Origin of the sequence: Pseudomonas sp. H26/SER47-MNA-CIBAN-0231, from assembly GCF_040310465.1 — a bacterium.
GTDB lineage: Bacteria > Pseudomonadota > Gammaproteobacteria > Pseudomonadales > Pseudomonadaceae > Aquipseudomonas > Aquipseudomonas atacamensis.
On record NZ_JBEOPW010000030.1, the window covers coordinates 1 to 21051 of the forward strand.

17 protein-coding genes are annotated in these 21051 nt (G+C 60.7%); 12 read left to right on the top strand and 5 right to left on the bottom strand.

The window, feature by feature from the left end; all coding sequences use genetic code 11:
• Window positions 1-263 precede the first annotated feature (263 nt).
• Complete coding sequence (locus tag AAEZ10_RS26355) at window positions 264-1757, bottom strand: CoA-acylating methylmalonate-semialdehyde dehydrogenase (protein ID WP_350571658.1); 1494 nt, start codon at window positions 1755-1757, stop codon at window positions 264-266.
• Between the two features lie 76 nt (window positions 1758-1833).
• On the bottom strand, window positions 1834-3183 hold the full coding sequence (gene aptA / locus AAEZ10_RS26360; protein WP_350571660.1) for an omega-aminotransferase AptA: 1350 nt from the start codon (window positions 3181-3183) through the stop codon (window positions 1834-1836).
• Window positions 3184-3320: 137 nt separating this feature from the next.
• On the opposite strand from aptA, the gene AAEZ10_RS26365 reads away from it, so the two are divergent.
• From AAEZ10_RS26365 to AAEZ10_RS26405, 9 genes are all read left to right on the top strand, one after another.
• Complete coding sequence (locus AAEZ10_RS26365; protein WP_056787796.1) at window positions 3321-4241, top strand: LysR family transcriptional regulator; 921 nt, start codon at window positions 3321-3323, stop codon at window positions 4239-4241.
• Between the two features lie 115 nt (window positions 4242-4356).
• On the top strand, window positions 4357-5745 hold the full coding sequence (locus AAEZ10_RS26370) for a uracil-xanthine permease family protein (RefSeq protein ID WP_350571662.1): 1389 nt from the start codon (window positions 4357-4359) through the stop codon (window positions 5743-5745).
• Between the two features lie 88 nt (window positions 5746-5833).
• Window positions 5834-6484 (top strand): TetR/AcrR family transcriptional regulator, encoded by a 651-nt coding sequence (locus tag AAEZ10_RS26375; protein WP_016771809.1) that lies wholly within the window; start codon window positions 5834-5836, stop codon window positions 6482-6484.
• Window positions 6485-6491: 7 nt separating this feature from the next.
• Window positions 6492-7073, top strand: coding sequence for an IMPACT family protein (locus AAEZ10_RS26380; protein ID WP_350571664.1), 582 nt, complete (start codon window positions 6492-6494; stop codon window positions 7071-7073).
• A 600-nt stretch (window positions 7074-7673) separates the two neighbouring features.
• Window positions 7674-9221: an ABC transporter ATP-binding protein gene (locus AAEZ10_RS26385; RefSeq protein WP_350571666.1), complete on the top strand. Its 1548-nt coding sequence runs from the start codon at window positions 7674-7676 to the stop codon at window positions 9219-9221.
• A 12-nt stretch (window positions 9222-9233) separates the two neighbouring features.
• Entirely contained in the window at window positions 9234-10340 is a 1107-nt protein-coding gene (locus tag AAEZ10_RS26390; RefSeq protein ID WP_350571668.1) for an ABC transporter permease, read from the top strand.
• A complete protein-coding gene (locus tag AAEZ10_RS26395) occupies window positions 10340-11266 on the top strand; it encodes an ABC transporter permease (protein WP_130901789.1) in 927 nt (308 codons plus the stop codon). Before AAEZ10_RS26390 ends, AAEZ10_RS26395 begins: the two co-directional genes overlap by 1 nt.
• 277 nt (window positions 11267-11543) lie before the next feature.
• Window positions 11544-12230, top strand: a complete 687-nt coding sequence (locus AAEZ10_RS26400; RefSeq protein WP_350571670.1) for an SDR family oxidoreductase — start codon at window positions 11544-11546, stop codon at window positions 12228-12230.
• A gap of 258 nt (window positions 12231-12488) precedes the next feature.
• Complete coding sequence (locus AAEZ10_RS26405) at window positions 12489-13847, top strand: 8-oxoguanine deaminase (RefSeq protein WP_073471861.1); 1359 nt, start codon at window positions 12489-12491, stop codon at window positions 13845-13847.
• Window positions 13848-13963: 116 nt separating this feature from the next.
• On the opposite strand, the gene AAEZ10_RS26410 is transcribed toward AAEZ10_RS26405, so the two are convergent.
• Window positions 13964-15055, bottom strand: coding sequence for a calcium:cation antiporter (locus AAEZ10_RS26410; protein WP_056787779.1), 1092 nt, complete (start codon window positions 15053-15055; stop codon window positions 13964-13966).
• Window positions 15056-15342: 287 nt separating this feature from the next.
• On the opposite strand from AAEZ10_RS26410, the gene AAEZ10_RS26415 reads away from it, so the two are divergent.
• The 3 genes from AAEZ10_RS26415 (at window position 15343) to AAEZ10_RS26425 (ending at window position 18561) form a co-directional block, all read left to right on the top strand.
• Entirely contained in the window at window positions 15343-16416 is a 1074-nt protein-coding gene (locus tag AAEZ10_RS26415) for a BMP family ABC transporter substrate-binding protein (protein WP_350571673.1), read from the top strand.
• 145 nt (window positions 16417-16561) lie between these two features.
• The gene (locus AAEZ10_RS26420; protein WP_122508667.1) at window positions 16562-17527 is read left to right on the top strand and encodes a 2-oxoglutarate and iron-dependent oxygenase domain-containing protein; all 966 of its coding nucleotides are present in this window, start codon (window positions 16562-16564) and stop codon (window positions 17525-17527) included.
• Between the two features lie 80 nt (window positions 17528-17607).
• Window positions 17608-18561: an adenosine deaminase gene (locus AAEZ10_RS26425; RefSeq protein ID WP_024011466.1), complete on the top strand. Its 954-nt coding sequence runs from the start codon at window positions 17608-17610 to the stop codon at window positions 18559-18561.
• 121 nt (window positions 18562-18682) lie between these two features.
• Here AAEZ10_RS26425 and AAEZ10_RS26430 read toward each other — a convergent pair whose 3' ends face one another.
• Together AAEZ10_RS26430 and AAEZ10_RS26435 are read right to left on the bottom strand one after the other, a co-directional pair.
• The gene (locus AAEZ10_RS26430; protein ID WP_243243530.1) at window positions 18683-20050 is read right to left on the bottom strand and encodes an MFS transporter; all 1368 of its coding nucleotides are present in this window, start codon (window positions 20048-20050) and stop codon (window positions 18683-18685) included.
• A 127-nt stretch (window positions 20051-20177) separates the two neighbouring features.
• Entirely contained in the window at window positions 20178-20912 is a 735-nt protein-coding gene (locus AAEZ10_RS26435; RefSeq protein ID WP_016771819.1) for an ArsR/SmtB family transcription factor, read from the bottom strand.
• Window positions 20913-21051: the final 139 nt, after the last annotated feature.

The window sequence follows — 21051 nt, forward strand, 5'->3', positions numbered from 1 at the left end:
ATCGAACCGTTAAAAGAGCCAAACATCACTGCTCTTTCAACTCCTTCCAGGCTTCGATGATCTGAAGCAAGCCGCTGTCGAAAACTGCGTAACTCTCTGAATCTCAAGGAGTTTTCCGTTTCGACTGCGCCGGAAGTGGGGCGAATTATAGACCTCTGGAATCTGCCGTCAACACCTATTTTCATATTTCTGTCATATCGGTCAAAAAGCCCCGAAAACGCGAAGGCCGACCTGAAAGGTCGGCCTTCTGCACATCCAGCTACTTATAAGCTAGGGAATGCGAACTGCGAAGCTTCATGGCTTGCACGCTGCGGCCAGCGCTGGGTGATCGCCTTGCGACGAGTGTAGAAGCGCACGCCATCCGGACCATAGGCGTGCAGGTCGCCAAACAGCGAACGCTTCCAGCCGCCGAAGCTGTGATAAGCCACTGGCACCGGCAGCGGCACGTTGACGCCGACCATGCCGACTTCGATCTCGTCGCAGAACAGCCGCGCCGCTTCGCCGTCACGGGTGAAGATGCAGGTGCCGTTGCCGTATTCGTGATCATTGATCAGTTGCATCGCCTCTTCCAGGCTGTTCACCCGCACCACGCACAGCACCGGGCCGAAGATCTCTTCTTTATAGATACGCATCTCAGGGGTGACGTTGTCGAACAGGCAGCCACCGAGGAAGAAGCCGTCTTCATGACCGGCGACGCTCAGACCGCGACCGTCGACCACCAGGGTCGCGCCCGCCGCCACACCGTCGTCCACATAACTGCTGACCTTGTCACGCGCCTGACCGGTAACCAACGGCCCCATGTCCAGGCCGCAAGAAGTACCGGCACCGATTTTCAGTGCCTTGATCTGCGGAACCAGTTTCGCCACCAGCGCGTCGGCAACTTGATCGCCAACACACACGGCAACCGAAATCGCCATGCAGCGCTCGCCGCAAGAACCGTATGCCGCCCCCATCAAAGCGCTGACCGCATTGTCCAGATCGGCATCCGGCATCAACACCGCGTGGTTCTTCGCGCCGCCCAGTGCCTGAACGCGTTTGCCGCGCTTGGTGCCTTCGGCGTAGATGTATTCGGCAATCGGCGTCGAACCGACGAAGCTCAGCGCTTTGACTTCCGGCGCTTCGATCAACGCGTCCACCGCCGTCTTGTCACCATGAACCACACTCATCACGCCTTTCGGCAAGCCCGCTTCCAGCAGCAGTTGAGCGATCAGCAGGGTCGAGCTTGGATCGCGCTCGGATGGCTTGAGGATGAAGCAGTTGCCGCAGACGATCGCCAGCGGGTACATCCACAGCGGCACCATGGCCGGGAAGTTGAACGGAGTGATACCGGCAACAATCCCCAACGGCTGGAAGTCCGACCAGGCGTCGATGTTCGGGCCGACGTTGCGGCTGTACTCGCCCTTGAGGATTTCCGGGGCGGCGCAGGCGAACTCGACGTTCTCGATACCGCGCTTCAATTCACCGGCGGCGTCTTCCAGGGTCTTGCCGTGCTCTTCGCTGATCAGTTGCGAGATGCGCGCCTCGTTCTGCTCAAGCAGTTGCTTGAAACGGAACATCACTTGGGCGCGTTTGGCCGGCGGCGTGTTGCGCCAGGCCGGAAACGCAGCCTTGGCGGCATCAATGGCTTTCTGAATGGTGGCCTGGCTGGCCAGTGGCAGTTTATGAATTGCCTGACCGGTAGACGGGTTGAACACATCTACCGCGCGACCGGTTTCGGTTACCAATTCGCCATTGATCAAATGCGGGATAACACTCATCGAACACTCCTGAATTCTGGTCCGCAGGCGCCGCAAAAGGCGCCTGCCGTTTCGTACATATATATAGAGGGAAAAATCAGTCGAGCTTGTTCAGCACTTCGCCGACCGCGTCGAACAGACGATCGAGGTCTTGCGGCTTGCTGTTGAAGGTTGGGCCGAACTGCAGGGTGTCGCCGCCGAAGCGCACGTAGAACCCGGCTTTCCACAGGGCCATGCCCGCTTCGAAAGGACGCACGATGGCATCACCGTCGCGCCCGGCAATCTGGATCGCGCCGGCCAGGCCGTAGTTACGGATGTCGATCACGTTCTTCGAGCCTTTCAGACCGTGCAACGCGTTCTCGAAATGCGGCGCGACTTCGGCGACGCTCTGCACCAGGTTTTCCTTTTGCAGCAGATCGAGTGCCGCAAGACCGGCGGCACAGGCCACCGGGTGCGCCGAATAGGTGTAGCCATGGGGGAATTCCACGGCGTATTCCGGCGTCGGCTGGTTCATGAAGGTCTGGTAGATCTCGGAGCTCGCAATCACCGCGCCCATTGGAATCGCGCCGTTGGTGACTTGCTTGGCGATGCACATCAGGTCCGGGGTCACGCCGAAGCTCTCGGCGCCGAACATCGAACCGGTGCGGCCGAAACCGGTGATCACTTCATCGAACACCAGCAGGATGTTGTGCTGATCGCAGATCTCGCGCAGACGCTTGAGGTAACCTTGCGGCGGAACCAGTACCCCGGCGGAGCCGGCCATCGGTTCAACGAACACCGCAGCGATGTTGGAAGCGTCGTGCAGTTCGATCAACTTGAGCAGCTCATCGGCCAAAGCAATACCGCCCTGCTCCGGCATGCCACGGGAAAAGGCATTGCTCGCCAGCAGCGTGTGCGGCAGGTGATCGACATCCATCATCGCCTGACCAAACAGCTTGCGGTTGCCGTTGACGCCGCCGAGGCTGGTGCCGGCGATGTTCACGCCGTGGTAGCCACGGGCACGGCCGATCATCTTGGTCTTGGTCGCCTGACCTTTCAGGCGCCAATAGGCACGGACCATTTTCACTGCGGTGTCAGCGCACTCGGAACCGGAGTCGGTGAAGAACACGTGGTTCAGATTGCCCGGGGTCAGTTCGGTAATTTTCTCTGCCAACTGGAACGACAACGGATGGCCGTACTGGAAGCCCGGCGAGTAATCGAGGGTGCCCAGTTGTTTCGAAACGGCTTCCTGAATTTCCTTGCGGGTGTGCCCGGCGCCGCAGGTCCACAGACCGGACAGCGAGTCGTAGATCTTGCGGCCCTTGTCGTCGAACAGCCAGCTGCCTTCGGCACCGATGATCAGACGCGGGTCGCGCTGAAAGTTGCGGTTGGCGGTGTACGGCATCCAGTGCGCGTCCAGCTTCAGTTGGCTGGCCAGTGACGACGGCGCGTTTTCAGGCATGTTCATCGGGCAAAACCTCGCAGGGCATAAGCGTCAGGGAGATGGAAAGCGTTGTTGCAGCTAAATTGCCACGGCGATAAAGTCGGTGAAATCCAACTCTTCTAACCTTCAGTTAGATCATCGCTAAACAAAGAGAACAAAAAATGAGCAGCCGCCGCGCCGATCCGCTGGCCCAGGTCAGTGATTTTGATATTCGCCTGCTGCGGATTTTTCGCAGTGTCGTGGAGTGTGGCGGCTTCTCCGCAGCGGAAACCGTGCTCGGCATCGGGCGCTCGGCGATCAGCCAGCAGATGAGCGATCTGGAGCAGCGCCTCGGCTTGCGCTTGTGTCAGCGTGGCCGGGCCGGATTTTCCCTGACCGAGGAAGGTCGTGAGGTGTATCAATCAGCGCTGCAATTGTTGAGTGCGCTGGAGAGTTTCCGCACTGAGGTCAACGGCCTGCACCAACACCTGCGCGGCGAGCTGATCATCGGCCTCACCGACAACCTCGTCACCCTGCCGCACATGCGCATCACCCACGCCCTCGCGCAGTTAAAAGAACGCGGGCCGGATGTGCAGATCCAGATTCGCATGATTGCACCAAACGAAGTTGAACAAGGTGTGCTCGACGGGCGCCTGCACGTTGGCGTGGTGCCGCAGGCCAGCGCCTTGTCAGGACTGGAATATCAGCCGTTATACAGCGAGCGTTCGCTGCTGTATTGCGCGGTGGGTCATCCGCTGTTTTATGTCGACGACAAGCAACTCGATGATCAACGCCTCGACAGTCAGGACGCGATTGCGCCGACCTTTCGTTTGCCGGCGGAGATTCAGGCGCATTATCAGGCGCTCAACTGCACCGCCAGTGCCTCTGACCGTGAGGGCATGGCATTTCTGATTCTGACCGGGCGCTACATCGGTTATCTGCCGGATCACTACGCCAGCCTTTGGGTGCAGCAGGGGCGTTTGCGTGCGCTCAAGGCCGGCACGCGTTTTTACGATTTGAGTCTGGCATCGGTCACGCGCAAGGGGCGGCGCCCTCATTTGGTGCTGGAAAGTTTCCTCGAGAGTCTGGCCGCGACGCGATAGATAAGCGCGCAGAGCCCAGCCCGGCAGGGCCTCATCGACAAAATCCAGAAATAACCTGAGCAAGTGGACAGGTTTTTGCAGAGAAGGGGTAACTCTCCTTCAAGAAGCCAAAGCCATGCAGCCAGATTCCGATTCATCCAGTGAACTGATCTACGGCCTCAACGACCGCCCCAAACCACTCGCCGCCATTCTCGCCGCGCTGCAACACGTGCTCGCGAGTTTCGTCGGCATCATCACCCCGCCACTGGTGATCGGTTCCGCGCTCGGGCTGACCGCGCATCTACCGTACCTGATCAGCATGGCGCTGATGGTCTCGGGCGTTGGCACTTTTATCCAGGCGCGGCGACCGTTCGGTATTGGCGCGGGGATGATCTGTCTGCAAGGCACCAGTTTCGCGTTTCTCGGTGCGGTGCTGTCGGCCGGGTTTCTGGTCAAGCAGCGCGGCGGCAGCCCGGAAGATATCCTGGCGATGATTTTCGGCGTGTGCTTTTTCGGCGCAATCGTGCAGATCGTGCTCAGCCGTTTCATCGGTCAGTTGCGCCGAGTGGTGACACCGCTGGTGACCGGCATCGTCATCACGCTGATCGGCATCAGCCTGATCAAGGTCGGCATCACCGATCTGGGTGGCGGCTTCAACGCGCCGGACTTCGGCGCGCCGGGCAATCTGGCCTTGGGCGTGTTCGTGCTGCTGACAATCATTCTGCTCAACCGCTCGAACACGCCGTGGGTGCGACTGTCGGCGATCATCATCGGACTGGTGCTCGGCAGCCTGGCGGCGTGGTTCAGCGGGAAACTGGTCCCGCAGCCGTTGCCTGACTTGCCACTGGTGAGTTTTCCTACGCCATTCAAGTTCGGATTCAACTTCGACTGGACGGCTTTCCTGCCGGTCGCGCTGATTTACCTGATCAGCACCATCGAAACCGTCGGCGACCTCACCGCCAATTGCATGCTTGCTCGCCAACCGATCAGCGGCCCTTCTTATATAAGCCGCTTGCGCGGTGGCGTGCTCGGTGACGGTGTGAGCTGCATGATCGCGGCGACCTTCAGCGCCTTCCCCAACACAACGTTCGCGCAAAACAACGGGGTGATCCAATTGACCGGTGTGGCCAGCCGCTACGTCGGCCTGTACATCGGCTCGATCCTGTTCTGCCTCGGCCTGTTCCCGATGATCGGCGCGGTGCTGCAACAGATCCCGAAACCGGTGCTCGGCGGTGCGACGCTGGTGATGTTCGGCGCAGTGGCGGCGGCGGGCGTACGCATTCTCGCGCAGTCGCCGCTGGACCGGCGCAGCATGTTGATCATCGCCACTTCGTTCGGCGTCGGCCTCGGCATCGCCGCGCAACCGAACCTGCTGCACCTGCTGCCGAAACTGGTGCAGAACCTGTTCGACTCGGCGATCACCAGCGGCGGGCTGACGGCAATCGTCCTCTGTCTGTTGTTGCCGGAAGGCAAAACCGCTGAGACAAAAAGCCCCGCGTCATTGAACAAGATCGAACAGGCGTAACTGTTTTTCCGCGCCAGGACTTGTCGGATGCCTGTGGGTGCGCTATCAACGCAACTGGTTGCACCCACAGACAATCCCGGAAGTGCCTATGACCTTTGAAGTCCCAGCCCACGGCGGCAAACCCGCCAGCCGCATTCGTCAGAAGAACGAAGAGACCATTCTCAAAGCCGCCGAAGACGAGTTCGCCCGTCACGGGTTCAAAGGCACCAGCATGAACACCATCGCGCAGAATGCCGGGCTGCCCAAGGCCAACCTGCATTACTACTTCACCAACAAGCTCGGTTTGTATGTGGCGGTGCTGAGCAACATCATCGAGTTGTGGGACAGCACCTTCAACACCCTCACTGCCGAGGATGATCCGGCCGAAGCGCTGACCCGCTACATCCGCGCGAAGATGGAATTCTCGCGGCGCCAGCCACAGGCTTCGCGAATCTTCGCCATGGAAGTGATCAGCGGCGGCGAATGCCTGAGCGAATATTTCAATCAGGATTACCGCACCTGGTTCACCGGGCGCGCGGCGGTGTTTCAGGCGTGGATCGATGCGGGCAAAATGGACCCGGTCGACCCGGTGCACCTGATTTTCCTGCTGTGGGGCAGCACTCAGCATTATGCCGACTTCGCCACGCAGATCTGCCGCGTCACCGGGCGCAGCAAGTTGACCAAGCAGGACATGGAAGACGCCGGCAACAACCTGATCCGCATCATTCTCAAAGGCTGCGGCCTCACTCCTTCTCTATAAGACGTTTATGCCTTTCACCCTCAGCGGTTTTTGCGAGTACCGCGAAGAGATTCGCAAAAGCCGTTTCATCACTCTGGCGACGCCGATCAGCAGCCCCGCCGATGCGCAGGCGTTTTTCGAGCAGCACAGCGATTTGAATGCCACGCACAATTGCTGGGCGTGGAAACTCGGCGCGCAATACCGCAGCACTGACGACGGCGAGCCGGGCGGCACGGCCGGGCGCCCTATTCTGGCGGCGATCGAGGCGCAGGACTGCGATCAGGTCGCGGTGCTGGTGATTCGCTGGTACGGCGGAATTCAACTGGGCACCGGCGGTTTGGCCCGAGCCTATGGCGGTGGCGCCAACAAGTGCCTGCAAGCGGCGGACAAAATCGAGCTGATCAGCCGCGTGTCGCTGAGTTGCGCCTGCGGATTTGCCGAGTTGGCGCTGGTGAAGTTGCGCGTGGCCGATCTCGGTGGATTGGTGGTGGAGGAAAACTTTACGGCCAATGGTGTTGAGTTGAAGCTGGCGGTGGGGCAAGCGCAGATCGACGTGTTGCAGAGTCAGTTGGCGGATCTGAGCCGTGGGCGGATTTTGTTGCAGCGTTGAGAGTGGAAGATCAAAAGATCGCAGCCTTCGGCAGCTCCTACAGGGGATCGCATTCCAATTGTAGGAGCTGCGGAACGCTGCGATCTTTTAGGGCATTCCCCAACTGCCGACTTGCCCACATCGGCTGTGCACCCGACTGTGGATAACCTGAGCACACACCGCTGTAACCCTTCTGTCATGCGGCTTTGCGCGATTTGTTCAATTTTCGTTCAAATGACCCGACGAAAGGGAAATCCAGCGTAAAAACAAACAGTTACCTTCGTTTATCACCATTAGAACAAAGCATCGCAGTGCTTATGCCCACCCTCGGCGCTTGCGCACAATTACTGTGGAGCAACCTGTGGATAAGCCGTTCATGACCGCCGCAGCCGCTGGATCTGTCTGGCTCCCAGGCAGTTGCTCGTTTTTTAACCAACTGCAAGCGGGCAAAACTGGAGCCTGTTCAATGGCTTTGCGCTGAATTGGTGCTCGAGAGAAAGACAAAATGCCCGCCGATGCGCTGCTGTCGGCACTTGCGGACTGGCTCCGCAAGCGTTCCTGACTCAATGGCCAGGAAATTGCTTTATCCACAGGCACAACTCCAAGTCAGTCGAGCCTGTCATGTCCATCGCCCCTTCCCCACCGCGCCTGCAACTGCGCCAGATCAGCAAACGCTATCCCGGTTGTCTGGCCAACGACGCCATCGACCTGAGCATCGCGCCGGGTGAGATCCATGCCCTTCTCGGTGAAAACGGCGCGGGCAAAAGTACGTTGATGAAGATCATTTACGGGGTCACCCAGTGCGACAGCGGTGAAATGCTCTGGGAGGGGCAGCGCGTGCAGATGCGCAATCCGGCGCAGGCGCGGCAGTTGGGCATTGGCATGGTGTTCCAGCATTTCTCCCTGTTCGAAACCCTCAGCGTCGCGCAGAACATTGCCCTGGCGATGGGCGCGGCGGCCGGCACGCCGAAGCAACTGGAGCCGAAGATTCGCGAAGTCTCGCGGCGTTACGGCATGGCGCTGGAGCCGGAGCGACTTGTCCACAGCCTGTCGATCGGCGAGCGCCAGCGGGTGGAAATCATTCGTTGCCTGATGCAGGACATCCGCCTGCTGATTCTCGACGAGCCGACCTCAGTACTGACGCCGCAAGAGGCGGACGAATTGTTCATCACCCTGCGTCGCCTCGCCGATGAGGGCTGCAGCATTCTGTTTATCAGCCACAAGCTCGGTGAAGTGCGCGCCTTGTGCCACAGCGCCACGGTGCTGCGCGGCGGTCGGGTTGCCGGGCATTGCGAGCCCGCCGAATGTTCGGACCAGCAACTGGCGCAAATGATGGTCGGCGAAGCGGCGGGATTGATTGGCGAGTATCCGAAGGTCAGCGGTGGCGCGGCGTTTCTGCAGGTGCAGGGTTTGAGCTGGCATAACCCGGATCCGTTCGGTTGCTCGCTGACAGACATCGACCTGCAAGTGCGCAGCGGTGAAATCGTCGGCATCGCCGGGGTCGCGGGCAATGGTCAGGATGAGCTGCTCGCCCTGCTTAGCGGCGAACAGCCCTTGCCGCGCGCGCAAGCGGCGACCCTGCGCTTCGCAGATAGAAACGTTGCCGATCTGCGCCCGGATGCGCGGCGCAAACTGGGTCTGGCCTTCGTGCCGGCCGAACGCCTCGGCCACGGCGCGGTGCCGGAGTTGAGTCTGGCCGATAACGCCCTGCTCAGTGCTTTTCAGCAAGGACTGGTCACCCACGGGTTGATCCAACGCGGCAAAGTCGAAGCCCTCGCGCAGCAGATCATCCAGCGTTTCGGCGTGAAGACCCCGGACACGCAGACCGCTGCGCGCAGCCTGTCCGGCGGCAACTTGCAGAAATTCATCCTCGGCCGGGAAATTCTTCAGCAACCGAAACTGCTGATCGCCGCGCACCCGACCTGGGGCGTAGACGTCGGTGCCGCCGCCACCATCCATCGCGCCTTGATTGCCCTGCGCGATGCCGGCGCGGCGATTCTGGTGATTTCCGAAGACCTCGATGAATTGTTCCAGATCAGCGATCGCCTCGGCGCGCTGTGCGGCGGGCGTCTGTCGGCACTGCAAGACACCGGCCTTACACAACTGAGCGATATCGGCGCGTGGATGGCCGGCCAGTTCGATCACTCACCTCGCACCGCCTCGGTTTAACGGAGTTTCAACATGCTGCTTTCTCTCGAACCCCGTGGCCAGCAATCGCGCCTGATGCTGTGGTGCTCGCCATTATTGGCGGCGGCGCTGACACTCGGCTGCGGCTCGCTGTTGTTCATCGCGCTGGGCCACGACCCACTGCAAACCTTGCACACACTGCTGATCGCACCGGTCAGCGATTTGTATGGCGTGTCTGAATTGCTGGTCAAGGCGCTGCCGATTCTGCTCTGCGCACTGGGCCTGGCCGTGGCCTATCAGGCGCGGATCTGGAACATCGGCGCCGAAGGCCAACTTCTACTTGGCGCCTTGGCCGGCAGTGCTCTGGCAGTGAACGTTATCGACATGCAAAGTCGCTGGGCGCTGGTGCTGATTCTGCTGACCGGCACGCTGGCCGGCGCCGCATGGGCCGGGCTCACCGCATGGCTGCGCACGCGCTTCAACGCCAACGAAATCCTTACCAGCATCATGCTCAATTACATCGCGTTGAACCTGCTGCTGTTCTGCGTGCACGGGCCGTTGAAGGATCCAGCGGGCTTCAATTTCCCCGAGTCGGCGATGTTCGGCGACGCCAGTCGCTTGCCGCTGCTGCTGGAGGACGGCCGCGTGCATGCCGGGGTGTATTTCGCCCTGCTCGCGCTGGTTGCGGTGTGGGTGTTGTTGCAGAAAAGCTTCATAGGCTTCCAGATCAAAGTGCTCGGGCTGGACAAGCGTGCGGCAGGTTTTGTCGGCTTTCGCGAGAAGCGCCTGATCTGGCTGGCGCTGTTGATCAGCGGTGGTCTGGCCGGGCTCGCCGGGGTCTGCGAAGTGACCGGGCCGATTGGCCAACTGGTGCCCCAAGTGTCGCCGGGCTACGGCTATGCAGCGATCACCGTGGCGTTCCTCGGACGGTTGAATCCGCTCGGTATTCTGTTCTCCAGTCTGCTCATGGCGCTGCTGTACATCGGCGGTGAGAACGCGCAGATGTCGCTCAATCTGCCGCAAGCGATCACCCAATTGTTCCAAGGCATGATGCTGTTTTTCCTGCTCGCCTGTGACGTGCTGATTCTCTATCGGCCACGCCTGAAACTGCGCTGGACCCGGCGCGCCTCGACCCCTGCCGTAACCGCCGGAGCGCTGTGATGGATATCGATCTGTTGAGCAATATTTTCTACGCGATGGTCCGTTGCGGCACGCCACTGTTGCTGGTGGCATTGGGTGAGTTGATCTGCGAGAAAAGCGGCGTCCTCAACCTCGGCCAGGAAGGCATGATGCTGTTCGGTGCGGTGATCGGTTTTATCGTCGCGCTGAACAGCGGCAACCTGTGGCTGGGTGTGCTGCTGGCGATGTTGGCCGGGATGTTGTTGTCGTCACTGTTTGCCCTGGTCGCGCTGGTGTTCAACGCCAATCAGGTGGCCACCGGTTTGGCCCTGACGATCTTCGGCGTGGGCCTGTCGACATTTGTCGGCGCGGCGTGGGTGGGTAAGCCGCTGGCGGGTTTCGAGCCTCTGGCGATTCCGTATCTGAGTGAGATCCCGCTGATCGGGCGGATGCTGTTTGCCCAGGATCTGCTGGTCTATCTGTCATTCGCGCTATTCGCGCTGGTGGCGTGGGTGATCATCAAAAGCCGTGTCGGCCTGATCATTCAGGCGGTCGGTGAAAACCCGGATGCGGCCAGCGCCATGGGCTTGCCTGTGCTGACCGTGCGTACCTTGGCGGTGTTGTTCGGCGGAGCAATGGCCGGGCTGGCCGGGGCCTATCTATCGTTGGCCTACACGCCGATGTGGGCAGAGAACATGACCGCAGGGCGCGGCTGGATCGCTCTGGCGCTGGTGGTGTTTGCCAGTTGGCGGGTGTGGCGGTTGTTGCTTGGGGCGTATCTGTTCGGCCTCGCCAGCATCCTGCACTTGGTGGCACAGGGATTGGGACTGGCGATTCCTTCGAGCCTGCTGGCGATGCTGCCGTATGTGGCGACGATTTTGGTGCTGGTGTTGCTGTCCCGCGATGCCGTGCGCACTCGGTTGTATGCGCCGGTTTCGTTGGGGCAGCCGTGGCAACCGGGACATTAGTTGATATCAGAGCGGGCCTCTTCGCGAGCAGGCTCGCTCCCACAGGGGATCTGAGTGAACGCGGGCATATGTGGGAGCGAGCCTGCTCGCGAAAGCGTCCGCACAGGCAACACTTGAACCACACCTCATGATTGTTTCTGATCAAACGCCCTCGAGAAACTCAAGAAGCCTGGAGTATGCTCCGGGATCAAAGCCTGTTTTTCGCCAAGCGCTGCAACTGCGCCTTGGTCAGGCGTGTCCATTGAATCCTGAATGCTGACTTTCAAGGAAACCCATCATGTTTCAGGCAAAAAACGCACTGATCATCGGCGCCTCCCGCGGCTTGGGCCTCGGTCTGGTGAAGACCCTGCTGGGCGATGGCTGGCAAGTGACCGCGACGGTGCGCAATCCGCAGAAGGCCGAGGCGCTGCAAGCGCTGGGTGACGTGCGCATCGAGAAGCTCGACATGGACGATCAGCAAGCGGTGATCGCTCTGAGCCAGAAACTCAAGGGCGACACCTTCGATCTGTTGTTCGTCAACGCCGGGGTCAAAGGCCCGGACGTGCAGACGCCGGGCGGCGCGACATTGGCCGAGGTCGGACAACTGTTTTTCACCAACGCAGTGGCGCCGATCAATCTGGCCCAGCGTTTCGTCGGGCAGATCCGCGACGGCAGCGGCGTGCTGGCGTTCATGAGTTCGGTGCTCGGCAGCGTGACCATGCCCGACGCGCCGGAGCTGGCGTTGTACAAGGCGAGCAAAGCGGCGCTGAATTCGATGACCAACAGTTTTGTCACGCAACTGGGTGAACAGAAACTCACCGTACTGTCGTTGCACCCGGGCTGGGTGAAGACCGACATGGGCGGCGAAGGTGCCGATCTCGATGTCGAGACCAGTACCCGCGGGCTGATCGACCAGGTCAATGCGTTCACCGGCAAGGGCGGGCATCACTTCGTGAACTACAAGGGCGAAACCATTCCCTGGTAAGTCTACGAATCTCCTGTGTAGGAGCTGCCGAAGGCTGCGATCTTTTGATTTTCAAGATCAAGATCAAGATCAAGATCAAAAGATCGCAGCCTTCGGCAGCTCCTACACGGGACCGTGGTGTCCGGTCGGGTTGGGCTTGCCCGATGGGGCGATTTGTTTGAAACTGCGCGCCTCGTCCTTCGCGGCGACCCTGGATCAGCAGACAGGGCAACACTGAGCTGGCAACCCTGAACCCAACTTTCAGAGGAGCCGGCCACAATGCCTGCGACCCGTACCTGGTTAAAAAACCCCCTCGCCATTTTCACCTCCAACGAGCTTGATGCCCGTGGCGGTCTAGTCGTGCAAGACGGTGTCATCGTCGAAGTGCTCGCTGCCGGTCAGCAGCCGTCGGCGCCGTGCAATGAAGTGTTCGATGCCCGCGAGCATGTGATCCTGCCGGGCCTGATCAACACTCACCATCACTTCTATCAAACCCTGACCCGCGCCTGGGCGCCAGTGGTCAATCAGCCGCTGTTTCCGTGGCTGAAAACCCTGTACCCGGTATGGGCGCGGCTGACCCCGGAAAAACTCGCCCTCGCCACCAAAGTGGCGCTGGCCGAATTGCTGCTCTCAGGTTGCACCACCGCTGCCGACCATCACTATCTGTTCCCGGACGGTCTGGAAAACGCCATCGACGTGCAGGTCGAAACGGTGCGTGAACTGGGTATGCGCGCCATGCTCACGCGCGGCTCGATGAGCCTTGGCGAGAAGGACGGCGGCCTGCCTCCACAACAAACGGTGCAGGAAGGTCAGGTGATTCTTGATGACAGCCAGCGGCTGATTCACGAGTATCACGAGCGTGGCGACGGCGCGCAGATCCAGATCGCCCTGGCGCCATGTTCGCCATTTTCCGTGACCCCGGAAATCATGTCGGCCAGCGCTGATCTGGCGAACAAGCTCGATGTGCGTCTGCACACCCATCTCGCTGAAACCCTTGATGAAGAAGACTTCTGCCTGCAACGTTTCGGTCTGCGCACCGTCGATTATCTGGACAGCGTCGGCTGGCTCGGCCCGCGTACCTGGCTGGCCCACGGCATCCATTTCAACCCCGACGAAATCGCCCGCCTCGGCCAGGCCGGTACCGGCATCTGCCACTGCCCAAGCTCGAACATGCGCCTGGCGTCCGGCATCTGCCCGAGCATCGAGCTGACCGACGCCGGCGCGCTGTTCGGCCTTGGCGTCGACGGTTCGGCATCCAATGATGCCTCGAACATGATCCTCGAAGCGCGTCAGGCGCTGTACATCCAGCGCCTGCGCTACGGCGCCGAAAAGATCACCCCGGAGCGCGTGCTGGGCTGGGCGACCAAGGGTTCGGCGAGCCTGCTCGGTCGCACTGACATCGGCGAAATCGCCGTGGGCAAACAGGCGGATCTGGCGTTGTTCAAGCTCGATGAACTGCGCTTCTCCGGTAGCCATGATCCGATTTCGGCGTTGCTGCTGTGCGGCGCCGATCGGGCGGATCGGGTGATGATTGGCGGCAAGTGGCGTGTGGTTGATGGGCAGGTTGAAGGGTTGGACCTGAAAGGCCTGATCGCCGATCACAGCCAGGCGGCTCGGCAGTTGATCGCCGGGACCTGATCCCCGCATATGATCGTTCCCACGCTCTGCGTGGGAATGCATCTCGGGACGCTCCGCGTCCCAAAAGCGGACGCAGAGCGTCCATGGCGGCATTCCTTTGCTGCGCGTGGGAACGATCACAGTCCCAAGAGGGACAGCATGATGAATGTGGCAAACAGCACAAAGTGCGTCATGCCCTCAATGGCGTTGGTTTCGCCGTCATTGAGGTTGATCGCGCTGACGATCAGGGTGATGAAGATCATCACCGTTTGCACCGGGGTCATCGCCATTTGAAACGGCTGGCCAGTGTACAGCGCCATCGCTTCCATCACCGGTACGGTCAGAATCACCGTCGACAGTGACGCGCCCATCGCAATGTTGACCACCGACTGCATGCGATTGGCCAGTGCCGCACGCAGTGCAGTCAGAATCTCCGGCGCGGCGGAAATCGCTGCCACCAGAATCGCCGTGATCACCGGCGGTGCACCCGTGCCTTCCAGGCCCAGATCAAGGGTCTTGGACATCACCTCGGCCAGTGCGCCGATGATCACCACCCCCGACACCAGAATGCCGATCGACAGCGCCAGGCTGACCGGCTTCGGCTCCTGCTCGACCGGCTCCTTCTTGCGACGTTTGTCCGGGTAGCTGTAGCTGAAAAAGTAACTGTGCGGGCCGACCTGCATGCGCAGGAACAGCGCGTAGAGCACCATCATCGCGCCAATGGTGAACGCCGAATACATCTTCCAGTTAGCCTCGGGAATGAACTCCGGGACCACCATCGACACGCCCATCGCGGTGAGAATCATCACGCTGTAGCTGCGCGCCGAATCGTCGTTGTAGGACTGCTCGCCGTGTTTGATCCCGCCCATCAAAGCGGCGAGGCCGAGGATGCCGTTGATGTCGAGCATCACCGCTGAATAAATCGTGTCGCGCACCAGTGTTGCCGAGGCTTCGTTGCTCATCATGATCGCCAGGATCACCACTTCGACCAGCACCGCCGAGAGCGTGAGGATCATCGTGCCGTAGGGGTCGCCGACCTTTTCCGCGAGCAGTTCGGCGTGATGAGCGACACGCATCGAAGCGGCGACGATAAAGGCGATCAGCAGCAGACCGCCGCCCAGCGCGACGATCTGGCCGCTGTGCAGCAGCCAGTGTTCCAGTGGATAAGCGACGCACGCGGCAAGGACTGCCAGCAGCAGGAAGCTTTCTTGTTTGAGGATCGAGAGCATGACGGGCCTTTTGCCGAAAAGAGCTGATGAAGCTACTGACTGCCGCGCGCCGCTAACGTTTCGTTACATCTTTACGCACCAAACCATGGCGGCTGATTTCAGGCATGCACATTTATTAGCCATACCGGCCTCTTCGCGAGCAGGCTCGCTCCCACATTGAAATGCGTCCGCTGTGGGAGCGAGCCTGCTCGCGAAGGCCGCGCCGCGTTTTCGAATGTGTTTGTTGTCCTTTTGGTCAGCAATTTGCATTGGCCCTGAGCACACACAACAAAATGGAGTTCGGGTTCATGCCAATACGTCCGCTGCACAAACTGCTGTACGCCGCCATCGGTCTGGGAATCAGCCTGAGCGCCAGCGCTGCCGATCCGCTGAAGGTCGGCTTCGTCTACATCGGCCCGATCGGTGACCACGGCTGGACGTATCAGCACGAACAGGGGCGCAAGGCCCTGGCGGAAAAACTCGGCACGCAGATCACCACCAACTACGTGGAAAACGTCGCCGAGGGCGCCGACGCCGAGCGGGTGATCCGCAACATGGCCAAGGACAAATACGACCTGATCTTCACCACGTCTTTCGGCTACATGAACCCGACAGTGAAAGTCGCCAAGCAATTCCCCAAGGTCACTTTCGAACACGCCACCGGTTACAAGCAGGACAAGAATCTCGGCACCTACCTGGCGCGCACTTACGAGGGCCGTTACGTCGGCGGTTTCCTCGCAGCGAAAATGACCAAGACCAAGAAGATCGGCTACGTCGCCTCGTTCCCGATTCCGGAAGTGATCCGCGACATCAACGCCATCCAGTTGGCCTTGAACAAGTACAACCCTGGCACCGAAATCAAAGTGGTGTGGGTCAACTCCTGGTTCGATCCGGGCAAGGAAGCCGACGCCGCCAATGCGCTGATCGATCAGGGTGTTGATGTGGTGTTCCAGCACACCGACAGCCCGGCGCCGATCCAGGCTGCCGAACGGCGCGGCGTGTATGCCGTGGGCTACGCCTCGGACATGGCCCACTTCGGCCCGAAAGCGGTGCTGACCTCGATCGTCAACGACTGGGCGCCGCACTACATTCAGGCGACGCAGAGCGTGATCGATCACACCTGGAAATCCCAGGATTACTGGGGCGGGTTGAAGGAAGGCACAGTGGAACTGCCGATCAGCGATCTGGTGCCGGCGCCGGTGAAAGCCGAAGCCGAGCAGTTGATCGCCGACATCAAGAGCGGCGCATTGCAGCCGTTTACCGGGCCGATCAGGGATCAGGCCGGTGTGGAAAAAATCCCTGCGGGCGTGAGCGCGACCAATGCGGAACTGGCGTCGATGAATTATTACTTTGAGGGCATGAAGGCCGAGATGCCGAAGTAGTCCCTCGATTCACCACACAAAACCCTGTGGGAGCGAGCCTGCTCGCGAAAGCGGTGTGTCATTAAACAAAAATGTTGTCTGACACTCCCTCTTCGCGAGCAGGCTCGCTCCCACATTGGAAACACAGCGTATTCAAGGATTGTGTATGGATCAGCTTCCGATCATTGATATCAGCCCGCTCTATGGCGACGACGAAAATGCCTGGCCTGCGGTGGCCGGGCAGATCGACCAAGCCTGTCGCGAGTGGGGCTTTTTCTACATCAAGGGCCATCCGATCTCGGCGCAGCGCATCGACGATCTGCTCGATCACGCCCAGCGCTTCTTCGCCCTGCCAGCCACAGAAAAACTGAAGATCGACATTACCCAGACCCGCCATCATCGCGGCTACGGTGCGATTGCCACCGAGCAACTGGACCCGGACAAACCCAGTGACCTCAAAGAAACCTTCGACATGGGCCTGCACTTGCCGGACGAACATCCCGAGGTGCTCGCGGAAAAACCCTTGCGCGGCCCCAATCGGCATCCGGCGCAACCCGGCTGGGAAACGCTGATGGAGCAGCATTACCTCGACATGCAGGCGCTGGCGCAAACCCTGCTTCGAGCGATGACCGTTGCGCTGGGCATCGAGCGCGACTTCTTCGATACGCGTTTTGTCGAACCGGTCAGCGTGTTGCGCATGATCCATTATCCGCCGCGTCACACCGCCAGTTCCGCCGAGCAGCAAGGCGCCGGCGCCCATACCGATTACGGCTGCATCACCCTGCTCTATCAGGACAGCGCCGGCGGTTTGCAGGTGAAGAACGTCAATGGTGAATGGATCGACGCGCCACCGATTGACGGCACGTTCGTGGTCAACCTCGGCGACATGATGGCGCGCTGGAGCAACGACCGTTATCGCTCGACCCCGCACCGGGTGATCAGCCCGCTGGGCGTGGATCGTTATTCGATGCCGTTCTTCGCCGAACCGCACCCGGACACGCGCATCGAATGCCTGCCCGGTTGCCAGGATGCACAGCACCCGGCGAAATATCCGACCACCACCTGTGCGCAATTCCTGCTGTCGCGCTTCGCCGATACCTACGCCTATCGTCGCGAGCAAGAGGCGGTTTGATCGATCACCTGGTCAGGTTTTGCCAATTGTTGCGGCCAGCCTCTGTAGAATGCCGGCATTGCACCTGATGAGAAAAGACTATGTACGACTGGCTCAACGCCCTGCCCAAAGCCGAACTGCACCTGCATCTGGAAGGTTCGCTGGAGCCTGAACTGCTGTTCGCCCTGGCCGAACGCAACAAGATCGCCCTGCCGTGGAGCGACGTCGAAACCCTGCGCAAGGCCTACGCCTTCAACAACCTGCAGGAATTTCTCGACCTGTATTACCAGGGCGCCGATGTGCTGCGCACCTCGCAGGATTTCTACGATCTGACCTGGGCCTATCTGCTGCGCTGCAAAGCACAGAACGTGATTCATACCGAACCGTTCTTCGATCCGCAGACCCACACCGACCGGGGCATCCCGTTCGAAGTGGTGCTCAACGGCATCGCCGCCGCGCTCAAGGATGGCGAGACGCAACTGGGCATCAGCAGCGGTTTGATCCTCAGTTTCCTGCGCCACCTCAGCGAAGACGAAGCGCAGAAAACCCTCGATCAGGCGCTGCCGTTCCGTGATGCGTTTGTCGCGGTCGGGCTCGACAGTTCCGAGATGGGCCACCCGCCGAGCAAATTCAAACGCGTCTTCGATCGCGCCCGCGACGAAGGTTTCCTCACCGTCGCTCACGCTGGTGAAGAAGGCCCGCCGGAGTACATCTGGGAAGCCATCGACCTGCTGAAAATCCAGCGCATCGACCATGGCGTGCGCGCCATCGAAGACGAGCGCCTGATGCAGCGGATCATCGACGAGCAGATTCCGCTGACCGTATGCCCGCTGTCGAACACCAAACTCTGCGTGTTCGATCACATGTCGCAGCACAACATCCTCGACATGCTCGAGCGCGGCGTGAAGGTCACGGTCAACTCCGATGACCCGGCGTATTTCGGCGGGTACGTGACCGAGAACTTCCATGCGCTGCACGAGCATCTGGGCATGACCCAGGATCAGGCCAAGCGCCTGGCGCAGAACAGCCTGGATGCGCGGTTGGTAAAACCTTAAGCAACACCGCAAAACCAATGTGGGAGCGAGCCTGCTCGCGAAGAGGGAGTATCAGTCAACATTTTCGTTGGATGAAACACCGCTTTCGCGAGCAGGCTCGCTCCCACATTCATATCGATGTTCACTCGGTAAGCTCTTCCAGCGTCTTGCCCCGCGTCTCCATCCCGAACAGCCACACCACGCCCGCCGCAATCGCGAAGCACGCTGCGCCCAGCGCGAACACCCCGCCCTGCCCGGTAATCGGGAACACCAGCCCGGTCACCAATGGCCCGAGCAGAGAGCCGACGCGGCCGATCGCCGAAGCGAATCCCGAGCCGGTTGCCCGTGCCGAAGTCGGGTACAGCTCTGGCGTGTAGGTGTAGAGCACCGCCCACATGCCGAACAGGAAAAACTGCATCAACAATCCGGTGCCGATCAGCAACGCGACGTTGCCGCCGAACACCGCGCTCTGCCCATACAGAAACGCCATCACCCCGCCGCCGAGCAGCGTCACGATGCACACCGGTTTACGCCCCCAACGCTCGACCAACCATGCCGCCATGAGGAAGCCGGGAATCCCGCCGAGCGAGATCAGCACCGTGTAGTACACCGACTGCGTCACGGCGAAACCCGACTGCTGCAGCAATGCGCTGAGCCAGGAAGTCAGCCCGTAGAAACCCAACAATGCGAAGAACCACAGACTCCAGATCATCGTCGTGCGCTGGCGATAGTGCGGCGACCAGATCTGCTTGAGCGCCGAGAAGAAATTGCCCGGTGGCGTCACCGTGCGTGGCAAACGAACCGGTTCCGGTAACGCCGCACCGCCCAGCGAAGCGCGCACCCGCGCTTCAATGCCGTTCAACACTTTGTCCGCGTCGGCGTCGCGCCCGGCCTGTTCCAGCCAGCGCGGTGACTCAGGAATGAAAAAGCGGATCGCCAGGACAAATACCGCCGGCACTGCCAGCACCAGGAAAATGTCGCGCCAGCCAATCAGCGGCAGCAGGAAGTACGAGAGCACCCCCGCCGCGACAAACCCCAGCGGCCAGAAGCCGTCCATCAGGGCGATGTAGCGCCCGCGTCGTTGCGCCGGAATCAATTCCGACAGCATCGACTGCGCGATGGGAAACTCCATGCCCATGCCGATTCCGAGCAGGATGCGAAACAGCGTCAGCGTCTCCACCGTCTGCGCCGTCGAACACAGGTAACTGGCCACGCCCCACAACACGATGCTCCACTGAAACACCGGCTTGCGCCCGAAGCGGTCGGCGAGCATTCCCGATAGCGACGCCCCGAGCACCATGCCGAAGAAGCTCGAGCTGGCCAGCAGCCCTGCCTGTGCACTGCTCAGGCCGAACTCGGCTTTGATCGAGCCGAGGAGGAAAGTCATCATCGCCAGATCCATGGAGTCGAAGAAAAACGCCAAGGCTATGATGATGAAAATGACGCGGTGATAACCGCTGAGCGGCAGCCGTTCCAGGCGCTCAGCCGCACTAAAGCGTTGTGTATTCATGTTGTGCTCCCCCATCCGGAAAATCCCCGGATCGAGTGTGCGCGATGGTCATTCAGAGGTCGTACTGGATGCGACCTGTTCACAGCCGTGGACGACGTCAGCCTTCAGCTCATCGCCGAGCAACGCTCTAGAACGCTGTTTCCAGCTCGGTTTCCTTGGCAAAGCGATGGATTTCGCGCTGGCCGGTGGCGGTCAACTGCAAGGCGCGGGAATCGTTGGGCAAGGTCAGCCAGCCGGACTGCATGAACAACTGCAACAGCGCCGCGCCCAGTGAGCCGCCCATGTGCGGACGGCGCTCGCTCCAGTCCGGGCAGGCGCAGGCGACCTGCACGTTGCGATGGGCCAGAGCCTGGATGAATACTCCGCGCTGGGCCAGTCGGGTGGAGCCCTTGTGCGTCACCACCACCCGCTGCTCAAGCTGTTCGATCCAGCCGGCATCGAGCAGGCGCTGATACAGGTCGGCCGCCAGGGTACCGCCCAGATGATCGTCGCAGAACCGCGCACGCAACAGCGAAGACGGCGCCGCCTGTGGTCTGACCATGGGAGCCGTGCGTTTCAGCGCATCAGGGATTTGCCGTGGCGCGCTGGCAATGGTGGCGCTGGCCAGTGCTTCGATCGCCGCGCCGATTTCCGGTGCCGCCAGGCGAAAGAAGCGTTTGCGCCCACGCATTTCGATGTTCAACAGCCCCCCTGCGGACAGGCGTCCCAGATGCGCACTGGCCGACGACGGCGAGAGCCCGGCCAGCAGCGCCAGCTCTTCGGCTTGCCGGGCCGAGCCATCCATCAACGCCCACATCATCGCGCTGCGCTTGGGGTCGGCCAGCAATGTCGCGATCTGGCTGATGCACGGTGCATGTTCCATATGTTCACTCCCTGTTGAATCGTATCGTCTACCGCTCGGAGACATCCTGGCCGGTTATGGGGCATCGGCCAACACGCGAAAATCGCCCGGGATCGGTGGCAAGGGATGCCACCGACACCAGCTGCTCCGGCACACAACC

Excerpts from the sequence above, each read along its gene's own strand:
- AAEZ10_RS26410 (WP_056787779.1), bottom strand. The coding sequence starts at position 15,055 with ATGCTCTCGATCCTCAAACAAGAAAGCTTCCTGCTGCTGGCAGTCCTT.
- AAEZ10_RS26420 (WP_122508667.1), top strand. The coding sequence starts at position 16,562 with ATGGATCAGCTTCCGATCATTGATATCAGCCCGCTCTATGGCGACGAC.
- AAEZ10_RS26365 (WP_056787796.1), top strand. The coding sequence starts at position 3,321 with ATGAGCAGCCGCCGCGCCGATCCGCTGGCCCAGGTCAGTGATTTTGAT.
- AAEZ10_RS26415 (WP_350571673.1), top strand. The coding sequence starts at position 15,343 with ATGCCAATACGTCCGCTGCACAAACTGCTGTACGCCGCCATCGGTCTG.
- AAEZ10_RS26355 (WP_350571658.1), bottom strand. The coding sequence starts at position 1,757 with ATGAGTGTTATCCCGCATTTGATCAATGGCGAATTGGTAACCGAAACC.
- AAEZ10_RS26435 (WP_016771819.1), bottom strand. The coding sequence starts at position 20,912 with ATGGAACATGCACCGTGCATCAGCCAGATCGCGACATTGCTGGCCGAC.
- AAEZ10_RS26395 (WP_130901789.1), top strand. The coding sequence starts at position 10,340 with ATGGATATCGATCTGTTGAGCAATATTTTCTACGCGATGGTCCGTTGC.
- AAEZ10_RS26390 (WP_350571668.1), top strand. The coding sequence starts at position 9,234 with ATGCTGCTTTCTCTCGAACCCCGTGGCCAGCAATCGCGCCTGATGCTG.
- AAEZ10_RS26380 (WP_350571664.1), top strand. The coding sequence starts at position 6,492 with ATGCCTTTCACCCTCAGCGGTTTTTGCGAGTACCGCGAAGAGATTCGC.
- aptA (WP_350571660.1), bottom strand. The coding sequence starts at position 3,183 with ATGAACATGCCTGAAAACGCGCCGTCGTCACTGGCCAGCCAACTGAAG.
- AAEZ10_RS26425 (WP_024011466.1), top strand. The coding sequence starts at position 17,608 with ATGTACGACTGGCTCAACGCCCTGCCCAAAGCCGAACTGCACCTGCAT.
- AAEZ10_RS26385 (WP_350571666.1), top strand. The coding sequence starts at position 7,674 with ATGTCCATCGCCCCTTCCCCACCGCGCCTGCAACTGCGCCAGATCAGC.
- AAEZ10_RS26370 (WP_350571662.1), top strand. The coding sequence starts at position 4,357 with ATGCAGCCAGATTCCGATTCATCCAGTGAACTGATCTACGGCCTCAAC.
- AAEZ10_RS26400 (WP_350571670.1), top strand. The coding sequence starts at position 11,544 with ATGTTTCAGGCAAAAAACGCACTGATCATCGGCGCCTCCCGCGGCTTG.
- AAEZ10_RS26405 (WP_073471861.1), top strand. The coding sequence starts at position 12,489 with ATGCCTGCGACCCGTACCTGGTTAAAAAACCCCCTCGCCATTTTCACC.
- AAEZ10_RS26375 (WP_016771809.1), top strand. The coding sequence starts at position 5,834 with ATGACCTTTGAAGTCCCAGCCCACGGCGGCAAACCCGCCAGCCGCATT.
- AAEZ10_RS26430 (WP_243243530.1), bottom strand. The coding sequence starts at position 20,050 with ATGAATACACAACGCTTTAGTGCGGCTGAGCGCCTGGAACGGCTGCCG.